At 55.4% G+C, this 24,784-nt stretch carries 25 protein-coding genes; 9 read left to right on the forward strand and 16 right to left on the reverse strand.

All coding sequences use genetic code 11. From position 1 onward, the window contains the following. Positions 1-30: 30 nt before the first annotated feature. From ABJI30_RS00460 to ABJI30_RS00500, 9 genes are read right to left on the reverse strand one after another with little or no spacing between them, the layout of a single operon-like run. Positions 31-1,317, reverse strand: a complete 1,287-nt coding sequence (locus ABJI30_RS00460) for an MFS transporter (protein WP_348014929.1) — start codon at positions 1,315-1,317, stop codon at positions 31-33. Beyond that, positions 1,318-2,265 carry an NmrA family NAD(P)-binding protein gene (locus ABJI30_RS00465; protein ID WP_348014930.1) on the reverse strand — a complete coding sequence of 316 codons (948 nt, stop codon included), beginning with the start codon at positions 2,263-2,265 and terminating at the stop codon, positions 1,318-1,320. It abuts the gene before it with no gap. Positions 2,266-2,278: 13 nt separating this feature from the next. Next, positions 2,279-3,904: an FAD-dependent oxidoreductase gene (locus ABJI30_RS00470; protein WP_348014931.1), complete on the reverse strand. Its 1,626-nt coding sequence runs from the start codon at positions 3,902-3,904 to the stop codon at positions 2,279-2,281. 45 nt (positions 3,905-3,949) lie between these two features. Then, the gene (locus ABJI30_RS00475; RefSeq protein ID WP_348014932.1) at positions 3,950-5,137 is read right to left on the reverse strand and encodes a CaiB/BaiF CoA-transferase family protein; all 1,188 of its coding nucleotides are present in this window, start codon (positions 5,135-5,137) and stop codon (positions 3,950-3,952) included. Then, complete coding sequence (locus ABJI30_RS00480; RefSeq protein WP_348014933.1) at positions 5,134-6,078, reverse strand: hydroxymethylglutaryl-CoA lyase; 945 nt, start codon at positions 6,076-6,078, stop codon at positions 5,134-5,136. The genes ABJI30_RS00475 and ABJI30_RS00480 overlap by 4 nt, the downstream gene beginning before the upstream one ends. Beyond that, positions 6,075-6,689 (reverse strand): 3-isopropylmalate dehydratase small subunit, encoded by a 615-nt coding sequence (leuD, locus tag ABJI30_RS00485; protein ID WP_348014934.1) that lies wholly within the window; start codon positions 6,687-6,689, stop codon positions 6,075-6,077. The genes ABJI30_RS00480 and leuD overlap by 4 nt, the downstream gene beginning before the upstream one ends. After that, entirely contained in the window at positions 6,689-8,092 is a 1,404-nt protein-coding gene (locus tag ABJI30_RS00490; RefSeq protein ID WP_348014935.1) for a 3-isopropylmalate dehydratase large subunit, read from the reverse strand. Before ABJI30_RS00490 ends, leuD begins: the two co-directional genes overlap by 1 nt. After that, entirely contained in the window at positions 8,070-8,561 is a 492-nt protein-coding gene (locus ABJI30_RS00495) for a DUF3598 domain-containing protein (RefSeq protein WP_348014936.1), read from the reverse strand. Before ABJI30_RS00495 ends, ABJI30_RS00490 begins: the two co-directional genes overlap by 23 nt. A gap of 12 nt (positions 8,562-8,573) precedes the next feature. Next, positions 8,574-9,980 (reverse strand): alpha/beta fold hydrolase, encoded by a 1,407-nt coding sequence (locus ABJI30_RS00500; protein ID WP_348014937.1) that lies wholly within the window; start codon positions 9,978-9,980, stop codon positions 8,574-8,576. 50 nt (positions 9,981-10,030) lie between these two features. Here ABJI30_RS00500 and ABJI30_RS00505 point away from each other — a divergent pair, with 50 nt between their 5' ends. From ABJI30_RS00505 to ABJI30_RS00535, 7 genes are all read left to right on the forward strand, one after another. Next, positions 10,031-10,711, forward strand: coding sequence for an isochorismatase family protein (locus ABJI30_RS00505; protein ID WP_348014938.1), 681 nt, complete (start codon positions 10,031-10,033; stop codon positions 10,709-10,711). After that, positions 10,711-11,616, forward strand: a complete 906-nt coding sequence (locus ABJI30_RS00510) for a polysaccharide deacetylase family protein (RefSeq protein ID WP_348014939.1) — start codon at positions 10,711-10,713, stop codon at positions 11,614-11,616. Before ABJI30_RS00505 ends, ABJI30_RS00510 begins: the two co-directional genes overlap by 1 nt. Further along, on the forward strand, positions 11,613-12,536 hold the full coding sequence (locus ABJI30_RS00515; RefSeq protein ID WP_348014940.1) for a polysaccharide deacetylase family protein: 924 nt from the start codon (positions 11,613-11,615) through the stop codon (positions 12,534-12,536). Before ABJI30_RS00510 ends, ABJI30_RS00515 begins: the two co-directional genes overlap by 4 nt. Then, positions 12,533-13,954 (forward strand): aldehyde dehydrogenase family protein, encoded by a 1,422-nt coding sequence (locus tag ABJI30_RS00520; protein ID WP_348014941.1) that lies wholly within the window; start codon positions 12,533-12,535, stop codon positions 13,952-13,954. The genes ABJI30_RS00515 and ABJI30_RS00520 overlap by 4 nt, the downstream gene beginning before the upstream one ends. A gap of 94 nt (positions 13,955-14,048) precedes the next feature. Next, on the forward strand, positions 14,049-15,212 hold the full coding sequence (locus ABJI30_RS00525) for a class I SAM-dependent methyltransferase (RefSeq protein WP_348014942.1): 1,164 nt from the start codon (positions 14,049-14,051) through the stop codon (positions 15,210-15,212). Further along, positions 15,212-15,475, forward strand: coding sequence for a hypothetical protein (locus ABJI30_RS00530; protein ID WP_348014943.1), 264 nt, complete (start codon positions 15,212-15,214; stop codon positions 15,473-15,475). Before ABJI30_RS00525 ends, ABJI30_RS00530 begins: the two co-directional genes overlap by 1 nt. Further along, complete coding sequence (locus tag ABJI30_RS00535) at positions 15,472-16,491, forward strand: NAD(P)-dependent alcohol dehydrogenase (RefSeq protein ID WP_348014944.1); 1,020 nt, start codon at positions 15,472-15,474, stop codon at positions 16,489-16,491. Before ABJI30_RS00530 ends, ABJI30_RS00535 begins: the two co-directional genes overlap by 4 nt. Here ABJI30_RS00535 and ABJI30_RS00540 read toward each other — a convergent pair. Beyond that, a complete protein-coding gene (locus ABJI30_RS00540; protein WP_348014945.1) occupies positions 16,481-17,209 on the reverse strand; it encodes a hypothetical protein in 729 nt (242 codons plus the stop codon). The genes ABJI30_RS00535 and ABJI30_RS00540 overlap by 11 nt on opposite strands. Positions 17,210-17,316: 107 nt before the next feature. Between ABJI30_RS00540 and ABJI30_RS00545 the strand changes: the two genes are divergently transcribed. Further along, complete coding sequence (locus tag ABJI30_RS00545; protein WP_348014946.1) at positions 17,317-18,009, forward strand: hypothetical protein; 693 nt, start codon at positions 17,317-17,319, stop codon at positions 18,007-18,009. Here the strand turns inward: ABJI30_RS00545 and ABJI30_RS00550 are convergent. The 5 genes from ABJI30_RS00550 to ABJI30_RS00570 all read right to left on the reverse strand — a co-directional run bounded on the left by ABJI30_RS00550 (position 18,006) and on the right by ABJI30_RS00570 (position 22,850). Further along, positions 18,006-18,725: an SDR family NAD(P)-dependent oxidoreductase gene (locus ABJI30_RS00550; RefSeq protein WP_348014947.1), complete on the reverse strand. Its 720-nt coding sequence runs from the start codon at positions 18,723-18,725 to the stop codon at positions 18,006-18,008. The genes ABJI30_RS00545 and ABJI30_RS00550 overlap by 4 nt on opposite strands. Continuing rightward, positions 18,725-19,087, reverse strand: a complete 363-nt coding sequence (locus tag ABJI30_RS00555; protein WP_348014948.1) for a hypothetical protein — start codon at positions 19,085-19,087, stop codon at positions 18,725-18,727. The genes ABJI30_RS00550 and ABJI30_RS00555 overlap by 1 nt, the downstream gene beginning before the upstream one ends. Then, positions 19,084-20,328 carry a class I SAM-dependent methyltransferase gene (locus ABJI30_RS00560; RefSeq protein WP_348014949.1) on the reverse strand — a complete coding sequence of 415 codons (1,245 nt, stop codon included), beginning with the start codon at positions 20,326-20,328 and terminating at the stop codon, positions 19,084-19,086. The genes ABJI30_RS00555 and ABJI30_RS00560 overlap by 4 nt, the downstream gene beginning before the upstream one ends. Continuing rightward, complete coding sequence (locus tag ABJI30_RS00565) at positions 20,325-21,380, reverse strand: nitrilase-related carbon-nitrogen hydrolase (RefSeq protein WP_348014950.1); 1,056 nt, start codon at positions 21,378-21,380, stop codon at positions 20,325-20,327. Before ABJI30_RS00565 ends, ABJI30_RS00560 begins: the two co-directional genes overlap by 4 nt. A gap of 153 nt (positions 21,381-21,533) precedes the next feature. Then, the gene (locus ABJI30_RS00570; protein WP_348014951.1) at positions 21,534-22,850 is read right to left on the reverse strand and encodes an MFS transporter; all 1,317 of its coding nucleotides are present in this window, start codon (positions 22,848-22,850) and stop codon (positions 21,534-21,536) included. A 223-nt stretch (positions 22,851-23,073) separates the two neighbouring features. Here ABJI30_RS00570 and ABJI30_RS00575 point away from each other — a divergent pair, with 223 nt between their 5' ends. Continuing rightward, positions 23,074-23,757 carry a hypothetical protein gene (locus ABJI30_RS00575; protein ID WP_348014952.1) on the forward strand — a complete coding sequence of 228 codons (684 nt, stop codon included), beginning with the start codon at positions 23,074-23,076 and terminating at the stop codon, positions 23,755-23,757. A 74-nt stretch (positions 23,758-23,831) separates the two neighbouring features. Here ABJI30_RS00575 and ABJI30_RS00580 read toward each other — a convergent pair whose 3' ends face one another. Beyond that, a complete protein-coding gene (locus tag ABJI30_RS00580; RefSeq protein WP_348014953.1) occupies positions 23,832-24,740 on the reverse strand; it encodes a DUF1838 family protein in 909 nt (302 codons plus the stop codon). Positions 24,741-24,784: the final 44 nt, after the last annotated feature.

The following is a 24,784-nucleotide window of genomic DNA, read 5'->3' on the forward strand; positions in this document are numbered from 1 at the left end:
GGCAAGCGATCGTCCGCGACGAACGGGATATCAGCTCGCCAGCTGGTATCCCGTTTGTTTCAGATGCGCCTGTGCACGCCAGTAGTGGAAACCGGCCCAGAGGTTGAACATGGCCAGGCAGGCAAGAGCGGTCTGCAATGCGCTGGCTTCGGTCGCGCCCGGGTTCATAGCCAGCTGGTCGGACAAAATGCCGACAAAGACCGGGCCGAGTCCAAGTCCAATCAGGCCGGCGATGAGCAGATAGATCGCAACCGCCAGCGCCCGCGTCTGTTCACTGGCGAGCAACTGCAGCGCCGCAAATGTTGGCCCGTAATAGAATGTGGCGGCGAATGTAGGAATGGCCAGCAACAAGACGGCCAGATTGGCGCTGCCAGCGTAAACGGCCCAGGCCATTCCGGGCGCAGCCGCGATCAGAATCAGCCCGCTGACGATCAACGGCAAGGCAGGATTTTTCTTGCCCAGCCGGTCACCAAATTTGCCGCCGAGCCAGGCACCCAATCCGCCCGAAATACCGACCATGAGGCCCAGTTTCCAGCCCAGTTCCCCATAGCCGATGCCATGGACACGGACGAACAGCCCACCATAGAAACTGGCAAGCCCATAAGAAACAAACTGGATCAAAACCCCTCCGGCTACCAGATGCCAGTAAGCTGGCTTTTGGGAGAGTTCCGCCAGTGCGTCTTTGAGACTGGCCTTCCCGGGAAGTGGCTTGAAGGCTTCGGTCAAGCGCGGTTTCCCGCGAGGGTCAGGGACCGTGAACCACATCGTGAGCGCAACCAGCAGTCCCGGCACCCCTGCGATCAGAAAAGCAATTCTCCAGCTCAGCTCCTGCGCTATCCAGCCGCCAGCCGCATAGGCGATAAAAGCGCCAATCGGGACGGACATCCCCAATATGCCGAGCGCTCCGGCCCGGCGTTCGGGAGGAAACAGATCAGCGATCAGAGAATGGGATGCGGGGGCGGATCCGGCTTCACCAATTCCGACTCCGATGCGCGCCATAAATAACTGCACGAAATTTGCCGACAGTCCGCACAGGACAGTCATGGCCGACCAGATGGCAATGGCAATGGCGATAATCCGGCTGCGGTTCCAGCGGTCCGCCAGCGCGGCGACCGGTATCGCCAGCGTTGTATAGAAAAGCGCAAATGACAGGCCGGTCATCAGGCCAAGTTGGGTATCGGACAGACCAAGATCGCGTTTGATCGGCTCTGCCAGTATCGAGATAATCTGGCGGTCGAGAAAATTGAGCATGGTGACGATAAACAGCACACCAAGCGCATAATTGGCTTTCTGGTCGCTGGTCTTCGCCGCCGCCATTTATTGCATGCCCGCCATTCTGATTGCCAGAGCCGGATCGATGGGATCGCTCCAGTCCTGCCGTGCTGCCCAATCTTTGAGCGCCGTAGGTTTGGTTCGGAATAGCCGCGCCATTTCCTGTGTATCCGCGATCAGGGGAGACACGGACTGCGTATTGTAGAAGCGGTAAAAGCTGGCCATGCCGTCATAGACGCTAAAGGGCACAACTTCGGCGGATCCGGTCACCAGCAAGCTCATCGCCGATGCGAATTCATCCGGTGACAGGCTTTTGAAAACAATTGATTTTCCTGCAGCTTCACTCAGGATCGCAGCGACTTCATCGCCAATCAGCGCGTCCGGGCCACCAATCGCATAGCGCCCGTTCGGCAGGTCGTCGCGCTGGAGGGCTTCGACCATGAATGCAGCGACATCATCCAGGCAGATCCAGGATATTTTCAAATCCGGTTTGGCTGGATAGGCAAAAATGCCGCTGTTCACGATCGACGGCTTGCTCCAGCTGCGGATCATGTTGTCCATGAACACTTTTGGTTCGAAAATGACATAGTCGACGCCGCTTTCTATAATCGCCTTTTCAATTTCGCGCCGGCCGTCATGCGCCGGATTGTCATTGTCAAAATCTGCAACAAAGCAACTGGTGTTGAACACAATCTTGCTGACCGAACTTGCCTTGGCTGCTTCAGCAATATTGTGTCCCAGCTCGGCCGCTTTCTCGCGGTCAAACACGAAAGGCAGATGGATCGCCATCGCGTCCATGTTTTGGGCCGCCGCGATCAATGAATCCGGATCATACAGGTCTGCCTTCACGGTGGCGACATCAGCGAAGGGGGTATTGGCGAGCGCCTGGATGTTCCGCAATGCAGCAACCGGTTCCATACCGGCTGCAACCAATCTCTCGAGCAATGGGTGGCCTTGGTCCCCGGTTGCGCCAATGGTGAGTATCTTGATCATCGCCTCCTGAAATTCACGTGTTGACCAGCCGCGCTGCTGACCGGCCTGCGATATATCCGAACGTCAGTGCTGGACCCAATGTCCCGCCGGCTCCGGCATAGACGCCGCCGGTCGGGCAGCTGATGACATTGCCCGCCGCGAACAATCCGGGAATGGGTTTGTCGTCATGGCCGATGACTTGGGCAGATCCGTTGGTTCTGGCCCCGCCATTGGTACCGAGCGCGCCCATATTGATTTCTACGGCATGAAAAGGCGCTTCGGTCAGGGGGCCCAAGGTTGCCGATGCGCCAGGCCGGGACCGGTCGCCGTAAAAGCGGTCATAGTCGCTCGTCCCGCGTCCGAATTCTTCGTCTTGTGCTTTCGCCGCCTGTTGATTGAAATGGGCCACGGTTGTCGCCAGTTGCGCGCCATCTATGCCGACCTTGTTCGCGAGACTTTCAAGATCATCAGCGCTTGTGATCCAGTCCGGAAGCGGCATTCCGGGCATCACGGTGGCCAGCGGATATTTGGACAGATATTGCTGATCGAGGATCAAAAAAGCCGGAAGGTTGGGATAGCTGTAGGTGGCTGGATCGAAAAAATGGAATGCTCCAGCCAGCGCCGAATAATTATTCGCCTCGTTGCAAAATCTCTTGCCCGCGCGGTTGACCATGATCGTATGCGGCAGGGTGCGTTCGATCAGAACGGGCATGGATCGCTGGCTGCCATCTGCCCAATTCGCGCCGGGCATCGACAATGTTGGCACCCACCATGCGCTGGTCATATTGCCAAGACTGGCGCCCGCTGCCATCGCCATTTTGAGACCATCACCCTGATTGCCCGGAGGGGAAGCGGGGGCATCGAGTGGACCGCGCAGGAAGGTCTGTTTCAGCTGGTCATTCCATTCAAACCCGCCGGTGGCGATGATCACACCCTTGCTGGCCTTGATCGTCTTTGCAGTGCCATCATGCGCAATAGTTGCGCCGATAACATGGCCATTTTCCATGTTGAGTTGCTGACAATCCGCAGCAAGCAGAGGTGTAATTTCGCGATCAAGGCAGGCTTTGAGCAGCCGGCCGATCAGCGCCTGTCCCCATCCGCGCAGGTTGCCAGACTCGCGTCGTTGCATTTCTTCCGGATCAACCACCCCCGTCCCGCCGCCGAGCGGCGTCTCCCGCAGCATCATGCGCGGCGCGGGCCCGTGTTCGAATATCTTGTCGGCCCACTCTCCAAGCGTGTTAAAATCAAACAGATCATTATCGAGTGCACGGCCGCCTTCCGGCTTTGCGCCCGGGCGGTCGAGATAATAATCGGGATAACCTTCGAGCATGCTCAGCCCGGCAGCATTATTTTCTGCGAGAAACTTCAATGCTTTGGGCGATTCATCGACAAAGGCCGACAGGACGATTTCATCAATGTCCCCCTGATCGAGCGACTGGAAATAGGCCATTGCGTCTTCAGGGCTGTCGCTCAGACCATGGGCATCCATATAATGATTGCCGGGCACCCAGACGATGCCGCCGGAAATGGCAGCGGTGCCGCCGAGCTGATCCTGTTTTTCGATGATCGTGACAGAAGCGCCCGTATCATGGGCGGCAAGGGCGGCTGTCAGCCCAGCGGCCCCGGCCCCGATGATCAAAATGTCTGTGTCGATGATCACGTGAGGCCTCTCAGATTACGGCCTCAATTTTCTGAAGCTCTTGGCCTAACTGATAGCACCTTTTTCTCGCAGTCTAACTATCTCTTCTGGTGAGATACCGATGCTGGCAAGACGCGCATCCGTGTGTTCGCCAATGGCGGAAAGCTGTACTGGTGCAGAAGGGCGAGACCCATTCATCTCAATTGGCAGAGCCGGCAGTTTCGTTTTCTCGCCAGTATCCAGAGTGACCGGTTCCAGCCCGCCACTGGCATTGAGATGGGGGTCATCGAACATGTCTTCGGGCCGGGCAATGGGCGCGAACGGCAAGCCGGTTCCTTCCAGTTTCTCAATCAGCTCTGACCGTGTGAATCCGGAAATCAGATCGCGGATTTGCGGCATGATGCGGTCGCGAGCGGCCACACGATTGTTGTTCTCGCGGATGCTTTCATCGGCCCAGAGTTCATCCAGTGCAAACAGCTTGCAGAATTTCTCCCACAGGGCGTCCGTCACGACCCCGATAAATACCGGATCATCCTTGGTCTGGAAGACATCATAAATCGCCCATGCCGAGATACGTGCGGGCATCGGGTCAGCGGCTTTCCCCGTCACTGCCTTTTGCGCCATATGCTGTCCGATCATGTAGATAGTTGTCTCGAACAGCGAGCTCTGTACTTTCTGGCCTTTGCCCGTGCGATGGCGTTCCTCCACCGCGGCGAGAATGGCAATCACGCCAAACATGCCCCCGGTGACATCAATCACGCTCGAGCCGGCACGCAGCGGCTGGCCGGGAGGACCGGTCATATAGGCAAGACCACCCATCATTTGCGCGACTTCATCCAGTGCCGTGCGATTCTCATATGGTCCGGGAAGAAACCCTTTTTCCGAGCAATAGATCAGGCGGTCGTTCGTTTCGGACAAAACATCATAGCCAAGCCCCAGCCGATCCATCGCTCCGGGGCGATAATTCTCAACCAGTATATCCGCATCAGCCACCAGTTTTTTGGCCACGTCCAGGCCTTCCGGATCTTTCAGGTTCAGTGAGATGCTTTCCTTGTGCCGATTATACATCGGAAAATAACCGGATCCTGAACCGACCAGACGCCGGGTGCGGTCACCGCCAATCGGCTCCACCCGAATAACGTCTGCACCCAGTGATGCGAGGATCGCACCAACCGCCGGGCCCATGACCATATGTGTGAACTCAACGACCTTAAGGCCTGCAAGCGGGGTGGGACCTCCGGATGTTTCTGTCATGCTGCCGCTTTCTTTGTAGTGGGCTCAAATCCGAGTGGAAGACCGGAGTCAGGTGTAAATCCATAGAGCGGTTCGCCGGGCAAGGCTTCGGCTACAATCTCTCTGACTTTCAGTAACTTGTCGAGATCGATCCCCGTTTCAATGCCCATTGCTTCGAGCATGAAAACCAGATCCTCGGTAACAATATTGCCGGACGCGCCCGGGGCAAAGGGACAGCCGCCCAGTCCGCCGAGCGAGGAGTCGAATGTGGTGATGCCCTCGGCCAGACCGGCCATGACATTGGCGAGACCCAGTCCGCGCGTATTGTGGAGATGAAGCGTATTGAGATGTTCCGAACCGATGGCTGATTTGACCTTGCGCACCAGTCGCGTGACCTGCGTCGGATTGGCATAGCCGGTCGTATCGGACAGGCCACATTCGGCTACACCGGCTTCCATCGCGGCTTCGGCGAGACGGGCGATCTGATCTTCGCTGACCGGTCCTTCCATGGTGCAACCAAAAGCCGTGGACAGGCCGACTTCGAAATGCGGGCGCTGACCGTCCGGTTGCGCTGCCACCAGTTCGGCAATTGCCTTGATCTCCGCAATCATCGCCGGATGATCCTTGCGGACATTGTTGATGCTGTGGGTCTCGGACATCGAAAAGGGGATCGACATTTTGTCGACACCGGCTTTGATCGCATTTTCTGCACCACGCAAATTGGGGATCAGGGCGACAACATCCAGACCAGGCAAGGTCTTGGCATATTCAACAATCTCCGCCGTATCCGCCATTTGCGGCAAAAGCGATGGCGGCACGAAACTGCCGACCTCGATTTCACTGACACCGGCTTCGACTTCTGCCTTTATCCAGGCTTTCTTGGCTTCGGTCGCCATGACACGGTCGACGCTTTGCAAGCCGTCTCGCGGGCCAACTTCGCTGATGGTGACGGATGGGGTCATGCGGAAGCTCCTATATATATCCACGGCCGGTCGCCGCGATCTTGCTGTTGCCATGTGGCGATCTGGTGCGCCATTTTCAAACTCAGGTCGATGGCATCAAGGCCTTCTATCAGCATCGCCTTGGCTTCTTCTTCAATCGGAAAGGTCCAGTCTTGTTGATCGACGCTGACCAATTGTGCGGCCAGATCGATGGTCACCGGCCGCTCGGTTTTTTCGATACAGGCAATTGCATCGGCATCCAGGACAGCGGGCAATATTCCATTGCGGACACAATTCCCCGCAAAAATTGGTGCAAAGCTGGGCGCGAGCACGGCGCGAAAGCCATATTCTGCCAAAGCCCAGACCGCGTGTTCCCGGCTGGAACCGCAACCGAAGTTTTCTCCGCCGAGAATGATCTGGCTGCTTGCATATTTTGGCTTGTTCAGCGCAAATTCCGGATCGGGATCACGTCCGCCTATTTCCGTGTAGCGCCAGCCAGCGAACAAGCCGTCAGCGAGACCGGTTTTACCGGTGCTTTTCATTTCGCGTGACGGAATGATTTGATCGGTATCGATATTGTCGCGCATCAGCGGCAATGGCAGCGAGATCAGGGTGGAGAATGGTTCAGCCATCAGATCAGCTCCCGCGGATCGGCAATCGCACCGGCAATCGCGCTGGCAACCACCGTTTCCGGACTTGCGATATGGGTTTTGACGTTCGGGCCTTGCCGGCTTTCAAAGTTGCGATTGGTCGTTGAGATGACACGGGAACCGGCGTCAAAACTCTCGCCACCGGCATAGAAGCACATCGAACAACCGCTTTCCCGCCACTCAAAACCGGCGTCGCGGAAAATCTGGTCAATACCTTCTGCTTCGGCTTCGCGTTTGACCCGCGATGACCCCGGGACGCAAATGGCTTTGACACCATTTGCTACCTTTTTACCTCGCAGCATTGCAGAAGCCCGGCGCAAATCGGACAGCCGGCTATTGGTGCAGCTTCCGATAAAGGCGGCATCAACCGGAGTGTCCCTGATCGGATGGCTGGCGGTCAACGCCATATAGTCCAGTGATCTTGCGGCTGCATCTGTGGGAATATTATCTTCGATACCGATGCTGTGTTCCGGGCTGGTGCCCCAACTCACCATGGGTGAAATGACGCTTGCATCAATTTCGATCTGTTGGTCAAAAACTGCGCCATCATCGCTCGCAAGATTGGTCCAATCCTCAATGGCCTGGTCCCGGAGCGCACCGGCCGGCGCATGGCGACGACCTTCCAGATAGGCGAATGTCCTGTCATCCGGAGCTATGAATCCGGACATGGCGGAAAATTCAGTCGCCATGTTGCACAGGGTCATGCGGCCTTCCATGTCCAGTTCCCGGACGGCGTCACCCGCAAATTCAACCGCATGGCCTTTGCCTCCCGCTGCGCCATGGCGCGCAATCAGCGTCATGATCATGTCTTTGGGCGTCACGCCCGGAGACAAGGTTCCGGAGAATGTCACACGCATTGATTTGGGTTTTGTCAGACGCAACGTTCCAGTGGCCATGGCATGTTCAGCCTCGGACGAGCCGATTCCCCATGCAAGTGCTCCGAAGGCCCCTTGCGTGCAAGTATGGCTATCGGGGGCAATCAAGGTGCAACCCGGCAGGACAATTCCAAGTTCCGGCGAAATTACATGAACAATTCCCTGATCCGGATCATTGACGTCAAACAGGGTTATTCCGGCCGCCTTGGCCGCTGCCCGGGTTTCGGTAATGAAGGCCTGCCCGCCTGGCATCAGTGTCTGATCGGTGCGCCCCGGACGAGTGTCGACAATATGATCGGTGACCGCAAACACGCGCGACGGATCTGCGACTTTACGGCCGGCTTCGGCGAGGCTGTTGAGCGCCGCCGCGCCCGTACGTTCGTGCAGAAACACCCGGTCAATTGCGACCAGTGCAGCACCGCCCGGCAAATCTGCAACGACATGGCTGTTCCAAAGCTTGTCAAAAAGAGAGCGTGGCTGAGTCAGTTTATATCCCCATTTCCGCTTCAATTCTGCGCCAGTCTTTCGTCACAAATGTCTCCTGTATTGCGGTTCTCGTTTCCAGAGCTCCATTTCTGATCCAATGCCAAGTCCGGCATCTGTTCTGACCATCATCGGATAGCTGGATCTGTTCATACAGATAAAGCGACGGATCACCTTGTCTTTGCCAATATAACATCATTGTGCGGTTATATTCGTCAAGCGGCACTTCCGCAGCCCAGCCCTTGATCAGATCATTGTCCCACCAGATTCGCTTGTCGCGATACTCGGCAGGAAATTCGCGAGTGTCGGTTTTGCCATCGGCCCAGGTGTAATAGTTGGATTGATGATAAGGCACCGGACCCTCATCCAGAAAACGGCAGATAAGCCGCGATGCATGTCCGTCCACCTTCTCGTTCTGCGCATTATAATAGGCGTAAGTTCCATCCCAGACGCCTTCGTGGCGCGCGAGCAATGGCATGTCTTCTCTGATTCCCATGGATGTTCCTCGTTATTTTGACTGGAGAGCCAAATGATAATGCCGGGCTGCCGGCGCATTGATCAGCGCGCGATGTTCGACGGCGAGATTTTCCGGTTCCAGGACTGCCGGATCAAACTTGATCTCGTGAGCCGGATCTGCGGAATACCAGGGCGCAAATATGTGGCGCGCGCGAACAATCTGCCAGGCCATGCCGAGATAATTTCCAAACCGGTCCGGGCTCAAGTCCGGATAGAGACGACCAGCATCGCCAGCTGGAAGATCCGGAAATACTGTTGTCGTTGTGCCGAGCGCCAATGCCACCGCGTCAATAACATCCTGCCAATCCGCCCAGTTTTGCGGTGGTTCGGCGGGCCAGCCATCAGAAATCCCATGACCCGGCAAGTCGATGGCAACCGTCTCTTTCGCGGGCGCGTCCGATGCAGCATATCCCGGGGCGTGCAATATGAGGCGCGATGCGCTTTTGCTTCCGCGCCAGTGAATCAGCCCGTCAAAGCCAGTGGTCTTGATCTTGATAAAGCCTTCGTCGGCTGTCTCTGCCAGTGATCCACAAGCCGGAGTTTCAAATTTCGTCAGATGCGCAATACTGACGGCTTGATGGTCTTCTGGTGTGCGGACCTTTTGCGCTGCCCAGTTTGATGGCATGCGACCAAGGCGATCGATATGATCTTGCAACGGATCGCCGTCATAAGCGCTGATCAGGCAAGGCGGCGCGACCGTATTATCTACCGGAATATCGCGAGATGCTCTCAGGACCGCGCCATAGCCCGCCTGATAGGCATGGCCGGCGTCGAGCATTTCCTGCACAACTGCATCCACCCGTTCGGGACTGTCATTGGACAGACTGAGCCGATGATCATCATCCGCGGCGAACCATGGAAAGAACCAGCTCTGTTCCAGCACCCGGTTCCACAGCCAGGTCAGATGTTCGCCATATGTTGACGGGTGGAAGTCCGGCAAATATCGATCGCCGAACAGGTTTTTTTCGGCTTCGGTCCAGATTGCATAGCCACCAACCGCGAGGCTGGTGATTCGATTCGGGTGTCTCTTGGCCGCCGTGACGAGAATAATCCCGCCGCTGTGGAACCCATAAGCGGCACATTTTCCGATGCCAATTGCATCGAGAAAATCCACAACCGAGTCGGCATATTCATTGATTTCCGGATTGCCCGGCAAGCGTTCCGACTGCCCAAAACCCGCAGTATCCGGAGCTATACAGGTGAAATGCTCTGCCCATTGTTCCATCAGCGGTTCATATTCTTTTGAACTGCGCGGGCTTTGGTGAACCATCAGCAGCGGCGGGCCTTTGCCCGCCTTGCGGTAATGGACACGGCGTGAGTTGCTGTCCTTGCGGACATCGATAAAGTGGCGAGTGATCATGATGAAATCATATTTGTCCGGACAAATTTGTCTCGACAAGCTTTTTCTTGTGTTTATTGTCTTTTTATCGATTCTGGAGAGATTGAAATATGGCGATTATTGGTACAAAAATGGTTGAGGATGGCCGCACTGCCCGGGACATTTTCGAAGAATTGATCGCCAATTCCGCGCGCAAGAAATTCGGATTTGGCGAAAAACTGGCAATCGTAAATGTTGATGTCCAGCAAGCCTATACCCGAATGGACATGTTCAAGACGGCCTATGAGACCGACCCCAACCAGATTGGTTATATCAACCAGATTTCGGCCTTGGCGCGTTCCAGAGACATGCCGGTGATATGGAGCCGTGTGGCTTACAAGGATGATGCGGGTGATGCAGGTGTCTGGGGTACGCGGACAGATACGGAAGATTCGCTTCAGAATATCAAATATGACAGCGAGCGCCACAAGCTCGACCCGCGCTGCGACGTCAAAGGTAACGACCTGCAATATACCAAGCGCATGCCCAGCGCCTTTTTTGAAACCCAGCTGGCCAGTTATCTGATCTGGCACAAAGTGGACACCGTGATTGTGACCGGTGGATCCACTTCTGGCTGTGTTCGCGCAACAGCAGTGGATGCCCTGAGCCATGGGTACCGAACGATTGTTCCGATCGAAACCTGTGCGGACAAACATGAAAGCTATCATTTCGCCAATCTCACTGACCTCCAGATCAAATATGCCGATGTCGAACCGGTGCAGGCGGTCATCGACTGGCTCGAGGCGAGATAATGGCTGAAGCGCAGAAATCCGATCCCGGGCTGTTTGACTATGCACCCTATCGCAGTGCCAGACAGCCGCGACCCCAAATTCAGTGGCCGGACGGCAAGACCTGTGCAGTCTGGGTCGCACCCAACCTGGAATATTACGAACTTGATCCGGCGGTAAATCCGCACCGCAAGAGCTGGCCCAAACCACATCCCGATGTGGTGGGCTATAGTCACCGAGATCATGCCAACCGTGTTTCTCACTGGCGGATGGCCGAGATGATGACGAAACATGGTTTCCCCGGATCGGTCAGCCTGTCTGTCGCTCTGTGCGATCATATTCCCGAAGTTGTGGAGGATGCCAGTCAGCGCGGTTGGGAATTTTTCAGCCATGGCATTTACAACACCCGTTACAGCTACGGCATGGACGAAGCACAGGAACGGGCGATTATTGAAGACAGTATCGCGACCGTGGAACGCGCCACAGGACAGCGCATTCGCGGCTGGCTGGCACCCGCGCTGACCCACACTCCGCGCACGCTGGATCTATTGGCCGAATATGGCATGGATTATACCTGCGATCTCTATCATGATGACCAGCCGACCGATGTGCACGTAGCTTCGGGGCAGCTGACGGCCATTCCTTACAGTCTCGAAGTAAATGACCATTATGGCTTTTTCATCTACAATATGAGCCCACGCGAATATGCGGACACGCTGATCCGGCAATATGACCGGCTGGCGGACGAAGGTGCGGTGTCGGGTACAGTCATGTGTATCCCGCTGCACAGCTATTTGATCGGACAACCGCATCGGATCGGTCCATTTGAAGCAGTCCTCGAACATATTGCCGCCGATGACCGGGCATGGATCACCAGGGCGGGCGATATTGTCGACAGCTTCCGGGCTCAGGCGGGAGGCGGATCATGAGTCTCGATGCAAGCTATACGGAATATGCCAAACGCGGACGCGGGATGGATCATGACTATTATCCCTATTCGATTCTGTCCGAGCGCAAACCCGTCTCATGGCCCGATGACAGGAAATTGCTGATCTGGCCGGTCATCAGTCTGGAATATTTCCCGATGGTGCCGACCGATGATCCGTTTCGGGCGCCAGGCCACATGCAGACCGCCTATCCGGACTACCGGCACTATACGGCGCGGGAATACGGGACGCGTATTGGCATTTATCGATTGCTCGATGCGTTTGAAAAAGCGGGTGCGAAAATATCTGTTGCGACCAATAGTGTGATTGCCGAGCGATACCCGCAACTAATCAGTGACATTGTGAGCGGCGGGCATGAGATTATTGCGCATTCCACCGATATGAACGGCACGATTGCCAGTGGTATGACCGAGGATGACGAGCGTTCCCTTATCGCTGGTTCGCTTGATGCTCTGGAAAAGGCGACGGGACAACGTCCGCGCGGGTGGCTCTCCATTGCCCGGTCACAAAGCTTCAACACCGCAAAGCTGCTGGCCGATGCCGGTGTCGATTATATGTGCGACTGGGTGAATGACGAGCTGCCTTATGCGTTCCGGACCGATGCGGGCGAGATCACCAACATTCCGCTCAATCACGAATTGTCAGATCGTCAGATCATCAATGTCCAGCAGCAGTCGGTTGACAGCTATGCACAGCAAATGATCGATGCCGCGGACTGGCTGCTCGGCGAAGCGCAGCAGCATGGGGGACGGATGCTGCCCATGCATTTGACGCCTTACATCATGGGACTACCATATCGCATAGGAGCGTTCGAGCAATTGATCGCCAGTCTCTCGGATCGCCCGGAAATTGGATTTACACGCGGAGATACCATGCTGGACGGCTGGAGAGCAGGACAATGAAAATACGCAATCCGCGCACCGGTGAGGCCGACTATGAGATCGCGCCGCTCGATGCGCAAGCCGTGGCAGGCGAAGTCAGCAGATTGCGCGAAGCGCAATTGGCTTGGGTCGCAAAAACACCGGAGCAGCGCGGCGCTGTTTTGCTGCAATGGGCGGATGCGATCGAAGCGCATCTGGGTGCCATCACGCCCGCTTTGACGGATGACACGGGGCGCGGCGGAATTTCGAAAATCGAAGCGGCGGGAGTGCCAGGGCAAATCCGGCGCTGGGCGGGAATGGCTCCTGGTCTGATTGCAGCCGGACAGCCTGCAGAGCAGCCGACTTCGGTGCCGACAATTACGACCTCTACGCGGTTGGTGCCCTACCAGCTAATCGGCGTGATCAGTCCGTGGAATTTCCCGATGACGCTGGCATTGATTGATGCGATCCCGGCTTTGATGGCGGGTTCGGCAGTGCTGATAAAACCATCCGAAGTCACGCCGCGTTTCATCAAGCCCTTGATGGAAACAGTGCGCCAGGTTCCGGAACTGGCAGCGGTTTTATCGCTCATTGAGGGTGATGGTGCGACCGGTGCGGCGATGGTCAGTCAGGTGGACTATATCTGTTTCACTGGCTCGGTTGCCACGGGCCGCAAAGTTGGCGAAGCGGCTGCAAAAGCGTTTATCCCTGCCAGTCTCGAACTGGGCGGCAAGGACCCGATGATCATATTGCCGAGCGCCGATCCGGAAAAGGCGGCCGGGATTGCCCTGCGCGCCAGCATTGTGAACACCGGACAAGCCTGCCAGTCGATCGAACGTGTTTATGTCGCGCGTGATATCGCGGATGCATTTTTGGAATCATTAAAGACCCGGGCGCAATCGGTCGAGCTGAACTATCCGGATATATCGGAAGGTCATATCGGTCCGTTTATTTTTGAGAAACAGGCGCAGATTGCCCAGGCACAGATTGATGGCGCAGTGGAGCAGGGCGCTTCGATTGTGGCGGGCGGAAAGGTCGAAAATCTTGGTGGGGGTCTCTATCTCAGACCAACAGTGTTGACGGGCGTCACTCCGGATATGGAGATCATCAGCGAAGAGAATTTCGGCCCGGTCGTTCCCGTGATCATCTTTGATGATGTGGATGACGCGATCCGGCAGGCCAACGACAGCCAGTTCGGTTTGTCCGCCGCTGTCATCGGGGCTGATATTGCGGAGGCCGAGACGGTTGCTGCGCGGCTGAATGCAGGTGCGGTGTCGATCAACGACGGTTCGCTTACCTCGATGGTCTGGGAAGCAGAGAAATCCAGCTTCGGCTATTCCGGGCTGGGTGCCTCGCGCATGGGAGAAAGCGGCCTGATGCGCTTTTTCCGCAGGCAGGCCCTGATCCGGCAAACGGGTGACGCAGCCGTAATTGACGCCTTTGCGGAACAGAATTTTTGATAGCTGCTCTTGCCTTCAGTTGCGTGTAGCTATTGTACAATTGATCGAGATTTCTTGAGGAGCGAGAGTTATGGGCGTGGAACTGCAACATCCAATGAAACCCCAACTGACGGCTGATGAAGCGGCTAGAGGGCGGTTTGTATCGGGCATCCGGGCATTCATCCTGAATGATCTCGCAGGTGATATGCGCAAGGCCTATGATGATCGCGCGGCACCTGCTTTTGCACGGGAAAACGGCAGGGCGCCGGAAACCAGCAATGAAGCGCATCAGGCGATGCGGGGCGACCCGGCTTTCAATATATATTCGGCGATGCGGGTCCAGGCGCAGAAAATGGTCTGGAACGCGGCGGGTTCGGTGGTTGAACGCGACATTGCACGGATGGAGGCGGAAGCCGGCAAAGCGGATTCGCAGCCTGGCTCGCTGATGCTCGATCCCGATCTGGAGATTCCGCGCAACGTGGATGCGATTGAAGTGCATCTTATGCCCGGCAGCTACACGCGCGGCGGATCTTCGCTCGAAGCCGGAGCGGTCTATGATCAAGGCCTGGCTGTTTTCTCCATGGGCCTGATGGGGGCTAATCTCGATGATATCGGTCTGTCCATGGCCGCCTATGTGTCCGGCAAATTTCCGGACTTCAAACCGGAGCGGATACTGGATACAGGCTGCACCATTGGGCATAACACACTGCCCTGGAAGCAGACTTATCCTGATGCCCATGTCGAAGCGATCGATGCGGCTGCGGGCGGCTTGCGCTACGCTTCTGCACGCGCGAAAATGCAGGGGCAGGAGGTGCATTTCCAGCAAATGTCTGCGGATGCGCTCGACTATGAAGACGATAGTTTTGATCTGGTTTTCTCTTCGATGTTTTTGCATGAGCTTTCGAAAAAGGCGCGGGCTGCGGCGTTCGAAGAAGCCTATCGCGTGCTCAAGCCCGGCGGCTTGCTGCTGCATATGGAGTTGCCGCCCAATGACCAGATGAATGCTTTTGACGGCTTTTATCTCGACTGGGACAGCTGGTATAATTCAGAGCCCTTCTACAAGGGCTATCGCGACGAAGACCCAAAGTCGCTTTGTGAAGCCGGCGGTTTTGCAGCCAGTGACTATTTTCAGTTTGTTGTGCCCAGTATTGGAATATACGGCGCAGATGCCGTTGCCGAAGCCATAGCCAATGAAGATGCCAATGCTGTCGACAGCGAGACGACCGGACGATTGGCCGAGGGTATCATGTGGTTTGGGTTCGGGGCATGGAAACAGTAATGGCCGATCCTGTTTTCAAACCAGACGACACGCCAAAGGACATATATGGTCCGGATGGCCAGCCGCGATTTTTTGATGACCCCGGCATGGACCGATATGTCGCCGTGGTTATGAATATGGCGCAGGAAATGTGGGTGCAGGAAGAACGCCTGATGGCGCTCGAAGGCGGCGACGCATCTGCTGCCGATCGCGAAGCCAAGCTGAAGGAATTTGTTGACCGAATATTCGCGCCGCTACGCGAACAAGGGAGTGAAGACGCATGAGAGCATGGCAAATGGGACCAAAGACCGGAATTGACGGTTTGCAATTGGCGGAACACCCGGATCCGGTACCAGGGCCCGGCGAGATTCTTGTCAAAGTCTCTGCAGCAGGCCTCAACTATCGCGACTTGATGGTGTTGCGCGGAGATTACGGATCCGATCTACCGGAAGATCGCGTGCCCTTGTCCGATGGTGTGGGCGTGATTGAAGCGGTTGGTGATGGGGTTACCGGACTGGATGTCGGGACGCGCGTGATGGCGCCGCATTTTGTCACCTGGCTGGAAGGTGCCTACAGCATGGCCGTGTTCGGCAATGACCTTGGAGTTACGGCAAATGGCTGGCTAGCCGAGAAAATCATCTTGCCGGCAAATGCGGCGATCGCTGTACCGGAGAATATTCTCGACGCCAGCGCCGCAACTTTTTCTGTCGTGGGCAGCACAGTCTGGCACGCAATGATCGCGTTTGGAGGGGCCAAGCCCGGCGATCTGGTGCTTGCGCAGGGAACCGGGGGTGTTTCGATATTTGCCCTGCAACTTGCCAAGGCCATGGGCATGGATTTTGCGATCACGTCTTCCAGTGATGAAAAACTCGATCGCGCCAAAACAATGGGTGCGGACTATTGCGTCAATTATCGCGACCGACCGGATTGGGCAGCGGCGCTGCTGGAAGCGACCGGCGGACGCGGTGCCGATGTCGTGGTCGATACATTGGGCTTTCCGGCACTCGGAGAAACCATGGCGGCATGCGGCGTCAATGCGCGGATTGGCAGTCTCGGGGCGCTTTCCGGGACACCGCAAGACCCATCCAGCGCCAGTCAGGGTGCGATGATCGGCAAGAATCTGGCAATCAAGGGGATTGCGTCAGGAGACCGCCAGATGCTGCAGCAGGCACTTGAAATCGTGAGCGAGAACAATATCGAGCTTGTGGTCGAGAGCGTTTTTGATTTTGCCGACGCGCCAGCCGCGTTTGCCCATCTGGAGAGCGGGGCTCATATGGGCAAGGTGATGATTACCGTTTGAGCTCGACCAGTTCGTACCAGGTCATCATGTAACCACCGACGCCGCCTTGCACAAAAATCCCGTCTTCGTCATCTGTGATCCAGACATCATAGGCAGGATGTTCACCGGCCATCCCGCCTGTGCCGGGCACGATACTGGCATCATCGACAAATTGCAGATGCTTGCATTGGAAGGTTCCGGCTTTCACCGTGACTTCTTCCTTGCCCAGATAGACGGCGCCAATCTTGACCTGAGCGATCTGCGGCGGTGTGGCACCGCGATGATCGGGTGAGGGCAAATAGCAATTCAGAAGCCGCGCCTGTCCTTCGTCCCAATCCTTCATTGACAGCATATATCCGTCGGAAACGATAGGATGGGTGCCGAACCCGTCCAGCGGCAGTTCGGCATGCACTTGCTGGGACAGTCTGCCAATGGAAGGTCCGTATGATTCCATTTCAATCTGCTCGCCGTCAAAACGCATCCAGCCGGAACCCATGAATGCATCGCCAACCGTCAGCCGGACGTGCAGATCCATCGGCTGCTTGTGCTCATCAATGGCGTAAATAATATCCCGCATGACCGTTGGTTCGGGCTCGTAAATCTCGCAATGCGCGCGCATCGTGACCTTGCCATCGCTGTGATGGGTGAACATGAAAGTCTCGAAGCCGCGATTCTGGCCCTGCATTTCAGGCTTGCGCGATGTATATTCCAGACGCCCTTCGACGATGCGATGTTTCATGTTTTTCTCCTTGTTTGCTTCATGCCAGTGCATTTTTCTCTTGCCAAGAGGAATTTGTCCGGACAAATTGGAGGGGAGATGAATTCAGGTTCGAGGGGACGCAAAATATGGAATTTTTGACCGCAAATGAGCTGAGCATCCTGCGTTGGGTGCATATTTTGGCAATGGTTTACTGGCTGGGCGGCGAATGGGGCGTGTTTCAGACCAGCTATCATGTCACGAATCGCGAATTGTCGCTTGAAGAACGCCGCCGCCATATGGAAACCGCCTATCGAATCGACATATTGGCACGGACCGGGATTGTTCTTTTGCTTCCACTGGGTCTGCATATGGGCAAGCTGTACGGATTTGTTCCCTTCCTTGACGGTGCCGGGATTTGGCTGATGTGGCTGTTCTTCGCGATCTGGCTCGGCATGACATGGACTGCCTTTCTCAAACGTGAAACCGACATCGGGATTACGGTGACGATGCTGGAAGAAAAGCTCCGCTATCCCCTGATATTGGCTCTGTTTGTGGTTTCCTTCATGGCCTTTGGTGGCAGTGGACCCATCGAGTCAGGCGATGGCAATCACTGGTATCCGGCAAAAATGGCCCTCTATGCCTTCGCCCTGTGTATCGGATTGTTTTTGCGGCTGGTCATGCGGCGCTGGACAGAGCGGTTCCGGATATTGGCAGCGGGTCCCAACGCTGCCGAAGAGGCTGCGCTGGAAAAGGAAATCGGACAGGCGCGAATCGCTGCTTATATTTACTGGATCACGATCTCTGGTGTCTGTTTCCTGGGCGCCGTGAAACCGTTTTAGAACCGCAGCATGATCTTGCGCGCAAGTGCAGGAGAGATGCTGTTCACGAGCTGCAGGATTTTGACCATGCCGACATTGGCTTCGGGGCGGTTGCTTTCCATGGCAGAGACAATCTGACTGGCGCATTCCTGCGCTGACATTTTATTGCCGTCGCGATCTGCCGTCATACTGGTGTCGACAACGGGAGGTAAGGCCTCGACCACGTTTATCGAGCTATGCTTGAGATTGTGGCGCAGGGCTTGTGTAAAGCTTCTCAATCCTGCCTTGGCGGCACAATAGACCGGACCTCCGCCACGCGGAGCGAGCGCCAGTCCGGACGTAACGTTGACAATCATGGCTTCGGGGCGCGTCTGGAGCTGCGGCAGCAACTGGCCGATCAGATGAAGCGGCGCATTGAGATTGAGAAAGATTGCCTTGTCGGTCAGCGCGAGATCAAGCGGATCATCCGGTCCGAAATTGCCCGACATGCCGGCATTGTTGACCAGAATATCGATCGTTTCATTGTTCAAAGAACCCGCAAATTCACTGCATCCTTCAGCCGTGGAAAGGTCTGCTGCAATCGCTTTCAGACCTTCTTTTCGCGTTTCCTCGAGACGCTGTTCGTTCCGTCCACAAATGATCACGGATGCGCCTTTGGACTGGAGCAGGCGTGCAAGTTCAAGGCCGATGCCATCGCTCCCTCCGGTTACGACGGCGGTTTTGCCTGATATTTGCATCAAATCTCCCTTAGTTGACGACTCACCTCTTCCACCGGGAGTTCTGTCTGTTCCAGCTCCTCTACCATTTGATGGGGGCCGCGCATAACCCGGTAAATATATTCCCGGGTCATCGCGCCGCGCTCATAGGCGGCATCCTTGTCCGGGACATAGTTTTCAATATCCGCGCGACTGATCGATCCCTTGCTGTCCAGCAACCGCTCAACTGTGTCAAGGCGCTGGCGCATGACCGAAACTTCGCCAACCACTGCCATCAGGATCGAGAGCATCCGGTCGTCTTCCGGATCATCAAAATATTCCGGGCGCTTGCCTTTGGCTTTTTTGTTTGCTGCTGCCATCCAGTCAAATGCTGTATCGGTCATTCTGCTGCCTCCTGAATTTCATTGCTGTTCTTCCAGGCGCCATATGCATGCCAGAATGCGGCGCGTCCGTGATCCTCGTTATCGTCATTCTGATTGGTCGGGAATATGTCGGTATCGACGACCGCGCGGACCCCGCTCTCGAAAAGTTCGCTGCGATCAAACCCCGCCTTCACCATTTCGTCTTTCATATCCAGTGCATGCATTGCGGACCAGAAAGGTTCGTTATTGTTGAACGCGTCCCAGTCCCGGATAAACTGTTCGTACAACGGCATTTCATCCGAATATTCCGGTTGCTCAAGGTGGAACATCAGGCCGTTGTCAGCCAGAACGCGATAACCTTCGCTGATGATTTTCGGCAACGCCTTGCCGCTGGTTTCATGCAGGAACATTGTCGTCTGGACCCAGTCAAATGTCCCGTCATCCCAGCGCGACAAGTCTTCGGCATTTGCCTGGATAAATTTGATATTGGTCGCACCCAGCGACTGCGCGCGCGCATGGGCGTAACGCAGGATCGGCGCTGCGGTGTCGATCGCAATAAACTCGCAATTGGGGAACGCGAGCGCCAGCGGCACGATATTATGTCCAACTGTCGTGCCGATATCGAGCACGCGGCGTGGTTCCCATCCGGGGCGTTGTTCCTTGATCCATTTCACCAGTGCCTGTCCGCCGCCATCGGTCAGCGCACCCAGACCACCTCCAGTTGTCGCGAAGATGCCGCAATCATAATTGGCTCCGGCCGAAACATCACCGGCCAGTTCCTCGCCATGATAGCTGCCAGGCATGCAATGAATGTCCACGGCGCTCTGATAGCGGGGTATTTCAATCTCCGGATGAAGCTCCAGCGTATCACGGCCTTCATTAAATTGCTGCGCCTTGGCGTTCAGTTCGTCAATCTGGCGCAATGTGATCGCGCGCCCGTTTTGCTGGCGCATTTCCATCGAGTTGCGTTTCAGCGCGGACCAGAATTTGTGAAACGGATCCTTGTTCATTGCATGGCGGATTTCAAACCGGTCCTTGGGTTCGCGGCCATGTTCTTTCTGAAAGGCGGGCAAAACACGTTTGTCATAAGCCAGTTTGTTGCCGGTACCCAGCGCGCTGGCCATGAACTTGTTGAAGTTTGCAAGGAAATCAAACCGGGCCACCTCGTCATGATTGGGTTCGGCTGAAACGCCATGCCGGGCAACCGCACTATAGGGCGGAGGGACATCCAGTTTTTGATTGTCGGGTGTATTTTTCGTCATATCAGACCATCCTTGATCATGCGTTCGATTGTTTGTTCCTGGGTACGGAGGAAATAATCGCGATTCGCGGACCGGATTTCATTGTCCTGGATCAAACCATCGGCTTTTTGTACGGACAATTCGCTATAGGTCGCTGCAAACAGCTCGAGTCTCTGGCGGGCGAGGAAATTGGTCATTGCCGGTTTGCGTCGCGTGGCGCGCAATGCACCCAGATCGATGTCGGCAAAGGCGGTGAACGTCTCCCCGCTGTTCGATTCGGACATGACCCGGCCTTTGTAGTCGACGATCATGCTGTTCCCGTCGGCGGAAGCGAGGGGTAAGGTTGTTCCTTCAATACCGGCGGTATTTGCGGATATCACATAGGCCATATTTTCCTGTGCGCGGGCGCGCTTGCCGATATCCTTTGGTGTGTCCAATGGTGACCCAATTTCGGAAGAACTGTGCGCGAAAACTTCCGCACCGCGCAGAGCCAGGGCCCGGGCGATTTCGGGATAGAGAATTTCTTCCGAAGCAATTGCGGCAAGATTGCCGATTTCGGTTTTGGCGACCGGAAACACGCCATCGAGGCCGTAAATGTCGAGATATTTCGACCAGACATCATGAGGCGTCGGTGCGAACATGCTGTTGAGTCGGCGATAGCGCAGAACCACGTCTCCGGACGGGCCGATAATGAAGCAGGCCTGAAAATAGAGGCCGGGGAAATTGGCGTCGACTTCATAAGCATTGCCAGCAATAAACATGCCGAGCTTTTGCGCCATTGCACCCAGCGCTTCATATTCGGGCCCGTCAATTTCCAGGGCAGCCTTGTCGGCAAAATCGGGAATCGAAATTCTGCCCGGATAGCTCGTCAGCAGATATTCCGGCAGCACCGCGAGCTTCACAGGGGTGCCGGCATATTGCTGGATGAAAATCGTCGCGGACCGGATCTTGGTTTCAATATCGCCAATCATGGCCAGCATCTGCGCGCGGGCACCCGCTTTGTCCGGTGTCTTTTCTATCGAATGCGCGGCCAGTTGCATGGCCACCGCCGCGTAGTTTTTTGGGTCTGTCATAGCTTCTGATTTATCACTTTTCCCTGGTTGTGCCAAAACGCTGGTGTTCATGGCCGCACAAAGGGCCGCTGCCATCATCTGTCGGCGATCTATATTCATTCGCGATAGTCTGTGCGTGCTTGCATTTCAGTGTCCTGGTCTTGGTGCGGGCTGCTATGCCGTTTCCGTTGCAGGAGACGATGCAGGTTCCTCCTCTGATTCCGGAAAACTGTCTGGATAGCGGCCGAGGAACAGCAGCAGACCGCCGCCGACAATGAAGCCAAATAGCGCGACCTGTAAAATCGGATCATAGCTTCCCGTAGTATCGCGGACATAGGCATAGATGATCGGCGACAGGGCAGAGAAAAATCCGAACGGCATGTAGAGCATGCCATAGACTTTGCCGTAATGCGCCATCCCGAAATAGCGGCCGGTCAGATAGGCGACCAGATCACTTTCTGCACCCGCCGCAAATCCGAGAAGAAATCCGGCTATTGCCGCCATTGGAAAAGCGATAGTGTCACCGATCAGGACATAGCAGGAAATTGCCGGCAGGCAGAGCAGCGGAAAAGCCACAAACCCCTGCCAGAATCGATCTAGCAGAGCGCCGGTAATGATCCGGCCTGACAGGATACCCAAGCCCAATATGCCCATGACAGATGCCGCAGTTTGTGCTTCCAGTCCGCGATCTGCCAGCATTGTTGCCATATTGATAAACGCGCCGCCAAAGGCGGTTGAAATAATCGCAATTGACAGCCAGATAATCCAGAATCTGCGATCTTTCATCGCTGTTCCCAGGGTCACGCCGGTCAGCTTGCCACTGTCGCTGGAAATGGCCTTGGGGCGTTCTTCCGGACGCGGTTCGCGGAACAGAAAATAGCCAATCGGCAAGGCAACGAACAAAGGCAAAATAGCGACGATCGCGAACATGTTTCGCCAACCGTAATTTTCGATTGCCCAGACCGCGAGCTTAGGCACGACTATGGCGGCAAGGCTGGTCCCGAGAAGCAGGATACCCAGCGCAAGACCGCGGTTTTTGAAGAACCAGAGATTGATAGCGCGGCTCCAGCTGACCGGTGTTGACCCGATGCCAATCAGACCAACCACCACCCACATCGCGTAATAAATATAGAGCGTGGACGTGGCCTGCGCTGTCGGAGTCAGCGCGATAGCCGCGAAGGACAGGCCAAAGGCGAGCAGGGAATAGAGCGCAACTTTCCGTACGCCATATTTGTCCGCCAAAGATCCGAAAAACGGTGCCAGCAACGCGGCGATTATTCCGAAAATGGTAATCGGCAAAAGAATCTGGGTGCGGCTCCATCCAAATTCCTCGATCATCGGTTCTACGGTGAAGCCGATAATGTTGAACGGGATTGGCGAGGCTCCGCAAGCGACGCCCAATACGCCGGCCAGCAGGACTTTCCAGCCAAGTGAAAACTCGCCCGGCCCGTCGATAGCAGCAGCCGTTGCTGACGATTGTGTTTTGCTCATCGCTTTATTCTGCCCCTCGATACGATATCAGGCAAACTGCGCCCGTTCGCGGAAGGATCGCGGTTTTAAGACTGTTGGTCAAATTTATTCAATCCTAGACTATCATATTTGTCCGGACAAATTTACACGTTAGGTAGGTTTTGGCAAGAAAATGATTCTTGCATCATATACTGTCATACACTGTCCAAAATCTGGATACACATCCTACCCTGGGGGAAGCCTGATGGAATTTTTCGCGATGAGCTACTATCAATTACTGGTCTATGTGCACATTTTGCTGTTCGTGCTCTGGCTTGGTGCGGATGTAGGCGTGTTCATGCTTGGTCAGCATTTCCGCAAACGTGAGAAATATGACCTATCTCAGCGGTTGATCTTGCTGCAGTTACTGGTCAATCTCGATATGGTTCCGCGGTCTGCTTGGGCGTTGATGGTTCCGCTGACGATCACGGTGGTTGATGCCGGAGGTTGGTGGGATCTCCCGGGCTGGGCGGTTCTATTGTCCTGGGCGGTAGGCGGCTTGTGGTTGTGGCTGGTCTGGGATGCACATGCGCATGACCAGACTGATCGCGCAGCGCGGGATCGCAAGATTGAATCATGGCTCAGAATCGGGTTGACCGTTTTTTATCTGGGACTGGGCATATTGTCGCTGGTCAATGAAGCTCCGCTCATTCCCATCTGGCTCGCCACAAAAGCGCTCATGTTCGGATTGATCTTTGCCTCTGCGATTATGATCGATGTGGCGTTCAAACCAGTGGGGTCGCAGCTTGGCAAATTGATTGCCGAGGGCTCGTCGGATGAAACCGAAATACCATTGCTGCGGACTATGGATCGCACCCGGATTTGGGTGTGGATCGTCTATATCCTGCTGCTGGCCACCGCGTTCCTGGGCAATGTCAAACCGTTCTGAGTTAGACCCTTCTGGTAAAAAAGAGGCCGGCATTGCTGCCGGCCCCCAGGGAGAAAACTCTTTGATCTCGAAGATTATTTTTCTGCTTTGGCAGCTGCTCGTTCCGCGTCGATCGTTTTTCTGAATACTGTCCAGGTTGTTTCGTTTTTGCGCTGATCATCGCCGGGGGGCGGTGCCGTATATTCAGGATAGTTGAGTGTAATCTCATCCTTGATCACGTCAGGTAGTTCATCATAGTTTTTCAGCTTGGCACCCATGGCATTGAACACCATCTGCCCCTGACGACCGCGCATTTTCATCCACGGCATCCAGTCGGAAATCCGGACCCAGCTGATGGTCGGATAAGAGGTTGGATATTTGGTATCGAGCATTTCTTCGGCCAGAAAGGCAAAATCAAAAATTTCCATCGCGTGATATTTGTTGCCGACATAATCCTGATAATCACCTGCGAGCACGTTATGATAGAATAGCGGTACTTCGAACGGCATGAACATCCACTTGCCCTGACGGCGAAGTGTTGAAATCTTGTAGGGCTTGCCATCGGCACTATAAGGATAATTGGCACGGCTGTTCACTGGATCATTGGCGATTTGCATGACGTTGACGGTTTCACCGCTCCATGGGTTGTCCCAGGTCCGCAGCACTTCGTTGGTTTTGGGATCAAGATAGAACATTACTTCGCGGCTGACTTGCTTGTAACCCACGCCCCGTTTGGGGTCTTCGATCCTCACGCACTGACGAATGTTCATCCCTTCGCCATTGAACAGATGGCGATCCGGTTCACCGCGGACCCGCGAATAGACTTTGCCTGACCAGTGATAGACAGCAGCGACGCCATCTGCTTCGCCGCACTGGGTCCGTTTCATGATTTCCAAAGCATCTTCGGGTTTGTCGGGATCCAGTGTTCGCCCTGCGAGCGGCGTACTGATCACCGTTGCAATAACCGTTGCGGACATCAATCCGCGCTTTAAATGCCTGTTCATTTCATCATTCTCCCATCAATTGGATCAGTAAATATTTTCACTTT

It is taken from the genome of Parasphingorhabdus sp., from assembly GCF_039968395.1.
GTDB lineage: Bacteria > Pseudomonadota > Alphaproteobacteria > Sphingomonadales > Sphingomonadaceae > Parasphingorhabdus.

Excerpts from the sequence above, each read along its gene's own strand:
- ABJI30_RS00460 (WP_348014929.1), bottom strand. The coding sequence starts at position 1,317 with ATGGCGGCGGCGAAGACCAGCGACCAGAAAGCCAATTATGCGCTTGGT.
- ABJI30_RS00465 (WP_348014930.1), bottom strand. The coding sequence starts at position 2,265 with ATGATCAAGATACTCACCATTGGCGCAACCGGGGACCAAGGCCACCCA.
- ABJI30_RS00475 (WP_348014932.1), bottom strand. The coding sequence starts at position 5,137 with ATGACAGAAACATCCGGAGGTCCCACCCCGCTTGCAGGCCTTAAGGTC.
- ABJI30_RS00480 (WP_348014933.1), bottom strand. The coding sequence starts at position 6,078 with ATGACCCCATCCGTCACCATCAGCGAAGTTGGCCCGCGAGACGGCTTG.
- leuD (WP_348014934.1), bottom strand. The coding sequence starts at position 6,689 with ATGGCTGAACCATTCTCCACCCTGATCTCGCTGCCATTGCCGCTGATG.
- ABJI30_RS00495 (WP_348014936.1), bottom strand. The coding sequence starts at position 8,561 with ATGGGAATCAGAGAAGACATGCCATTGCTCGCGCGCCACGAAGGCGTC.
- ABJI30_RS00505 (WP_348014938.1), top strand. The coding sequence starts at position 10,031 with ATGGCGATTATTGGTACAAAAATGGTTGAGGATGGCCGCACTGCCCGG.
- ABJI30_RS00510 (WP_348014939.1), top strand. The coding sequence starts at position 10,711 with ATGGCTGAAGCGCAGAAATCCGATCCCGGGCTGTTTGACTATGCACCC.
- ABJI30_RS00515 (WP_348014940.1), top strand. The coding sequence starts at position 11,613 with ATGAGTCTCGATGCAAGCTATACGGAATATGCCAAACGCGGACGCGGG.
- ABJI30_RS00520 (WP_348014941.1), top strand. The coding sequence starts at position 12,533 with ATGAAAATACGCAATCCGCGCACCGGTGAGGCCGACTATGAGATCGCG.
- ABJI30_RS00525 (WP_348014942.1), top strand. The coding sequence starts at position 14,049 with ATGAAACCCCAACTGACGGCTGATGAAGCGGCTAGAGGGCGGTTTGTA.
- ABJI30_RS00530 (WP_348014943.1), top strand. The coding sequence starts at position 15,212 with ATGGCCGATCCTGTTTTCAAACCAGACGACACGCCAAAGGACATATAT.
- ABJI30_RS00535 (WP_348014944.1), top strand. The coding sequence starts at position 15,472 with ATGAGAGCATGGCAAATGGGACCAAAGACCGGAATTGACGGTTTGCAA.
- ABJI30_RS00540 (WP_348014945.1), bottom strand. The coding sequence starts at position 17,209 with ATGAAACATCGCATCGTCGAAGGGCGTCTGGAATATACATCGCGCAAG.
- ABJI30_RS00545 (WP_348014946.1), top strand. The coding sequence starts at position 17,317 with ATGGAATTTTTGACCGCAAATGAGCTGAGCATCCTGCGTTGGGTGCAT.
- ABJI30_RS00550 (WP_348014947.1), bottom strand. The coding sequence starts at position 18,725 with ATGCAAATATCAGGCAAAACCGCCGTCGTAACCGGAGGGAGCGATGGC.
- ABJI30_RS00555 (WP_348014948.1), bottom strand. The coding sequence starts at position 19,087 with ATGACCGATACAGCATTTGACTGGATGGCAGCAGCAAACAAAAAAGCC.
- ABJI30_RS00560 (WP_348014949.1), bottom strand. The coding sequence starts at position 20,328 with ATGACGAAAAATACACCCGACAATCAAAAACTGGATGTCCCTCCGCCC.
- ABJI30_RS00565 (WP_348014950.1), bottom strand. The coding sequence starts at position 21,380 with ATGACAGACCCAAAAAACTACGCGGCGGTGGCCATGCAACTGGCCGCG.
- ABJI30_RS00570 (WP_348014951.1), bottom strand. The coding sequence starts at position 22,850 with ATGAGCAAAACACAATCGTCAGCAACGGCTGCTGCTATCGACGGGCCG.
- ABJI30_RS00575 (WP_348014952.1), top strand. The coding sequence starts at position 23,074 with ATGGAATTTTTCGCGATGAGCTACTATCAATTACTGGTCTATGTGCAC.
- ABJI30_RS00580 (WP_348014953.1), bottom strand. The coding sequence starts at position 24,740 with ATGAACAGGCATTTAAAGCGCGGATTGATGTCCGCAACGGTTATTGCA.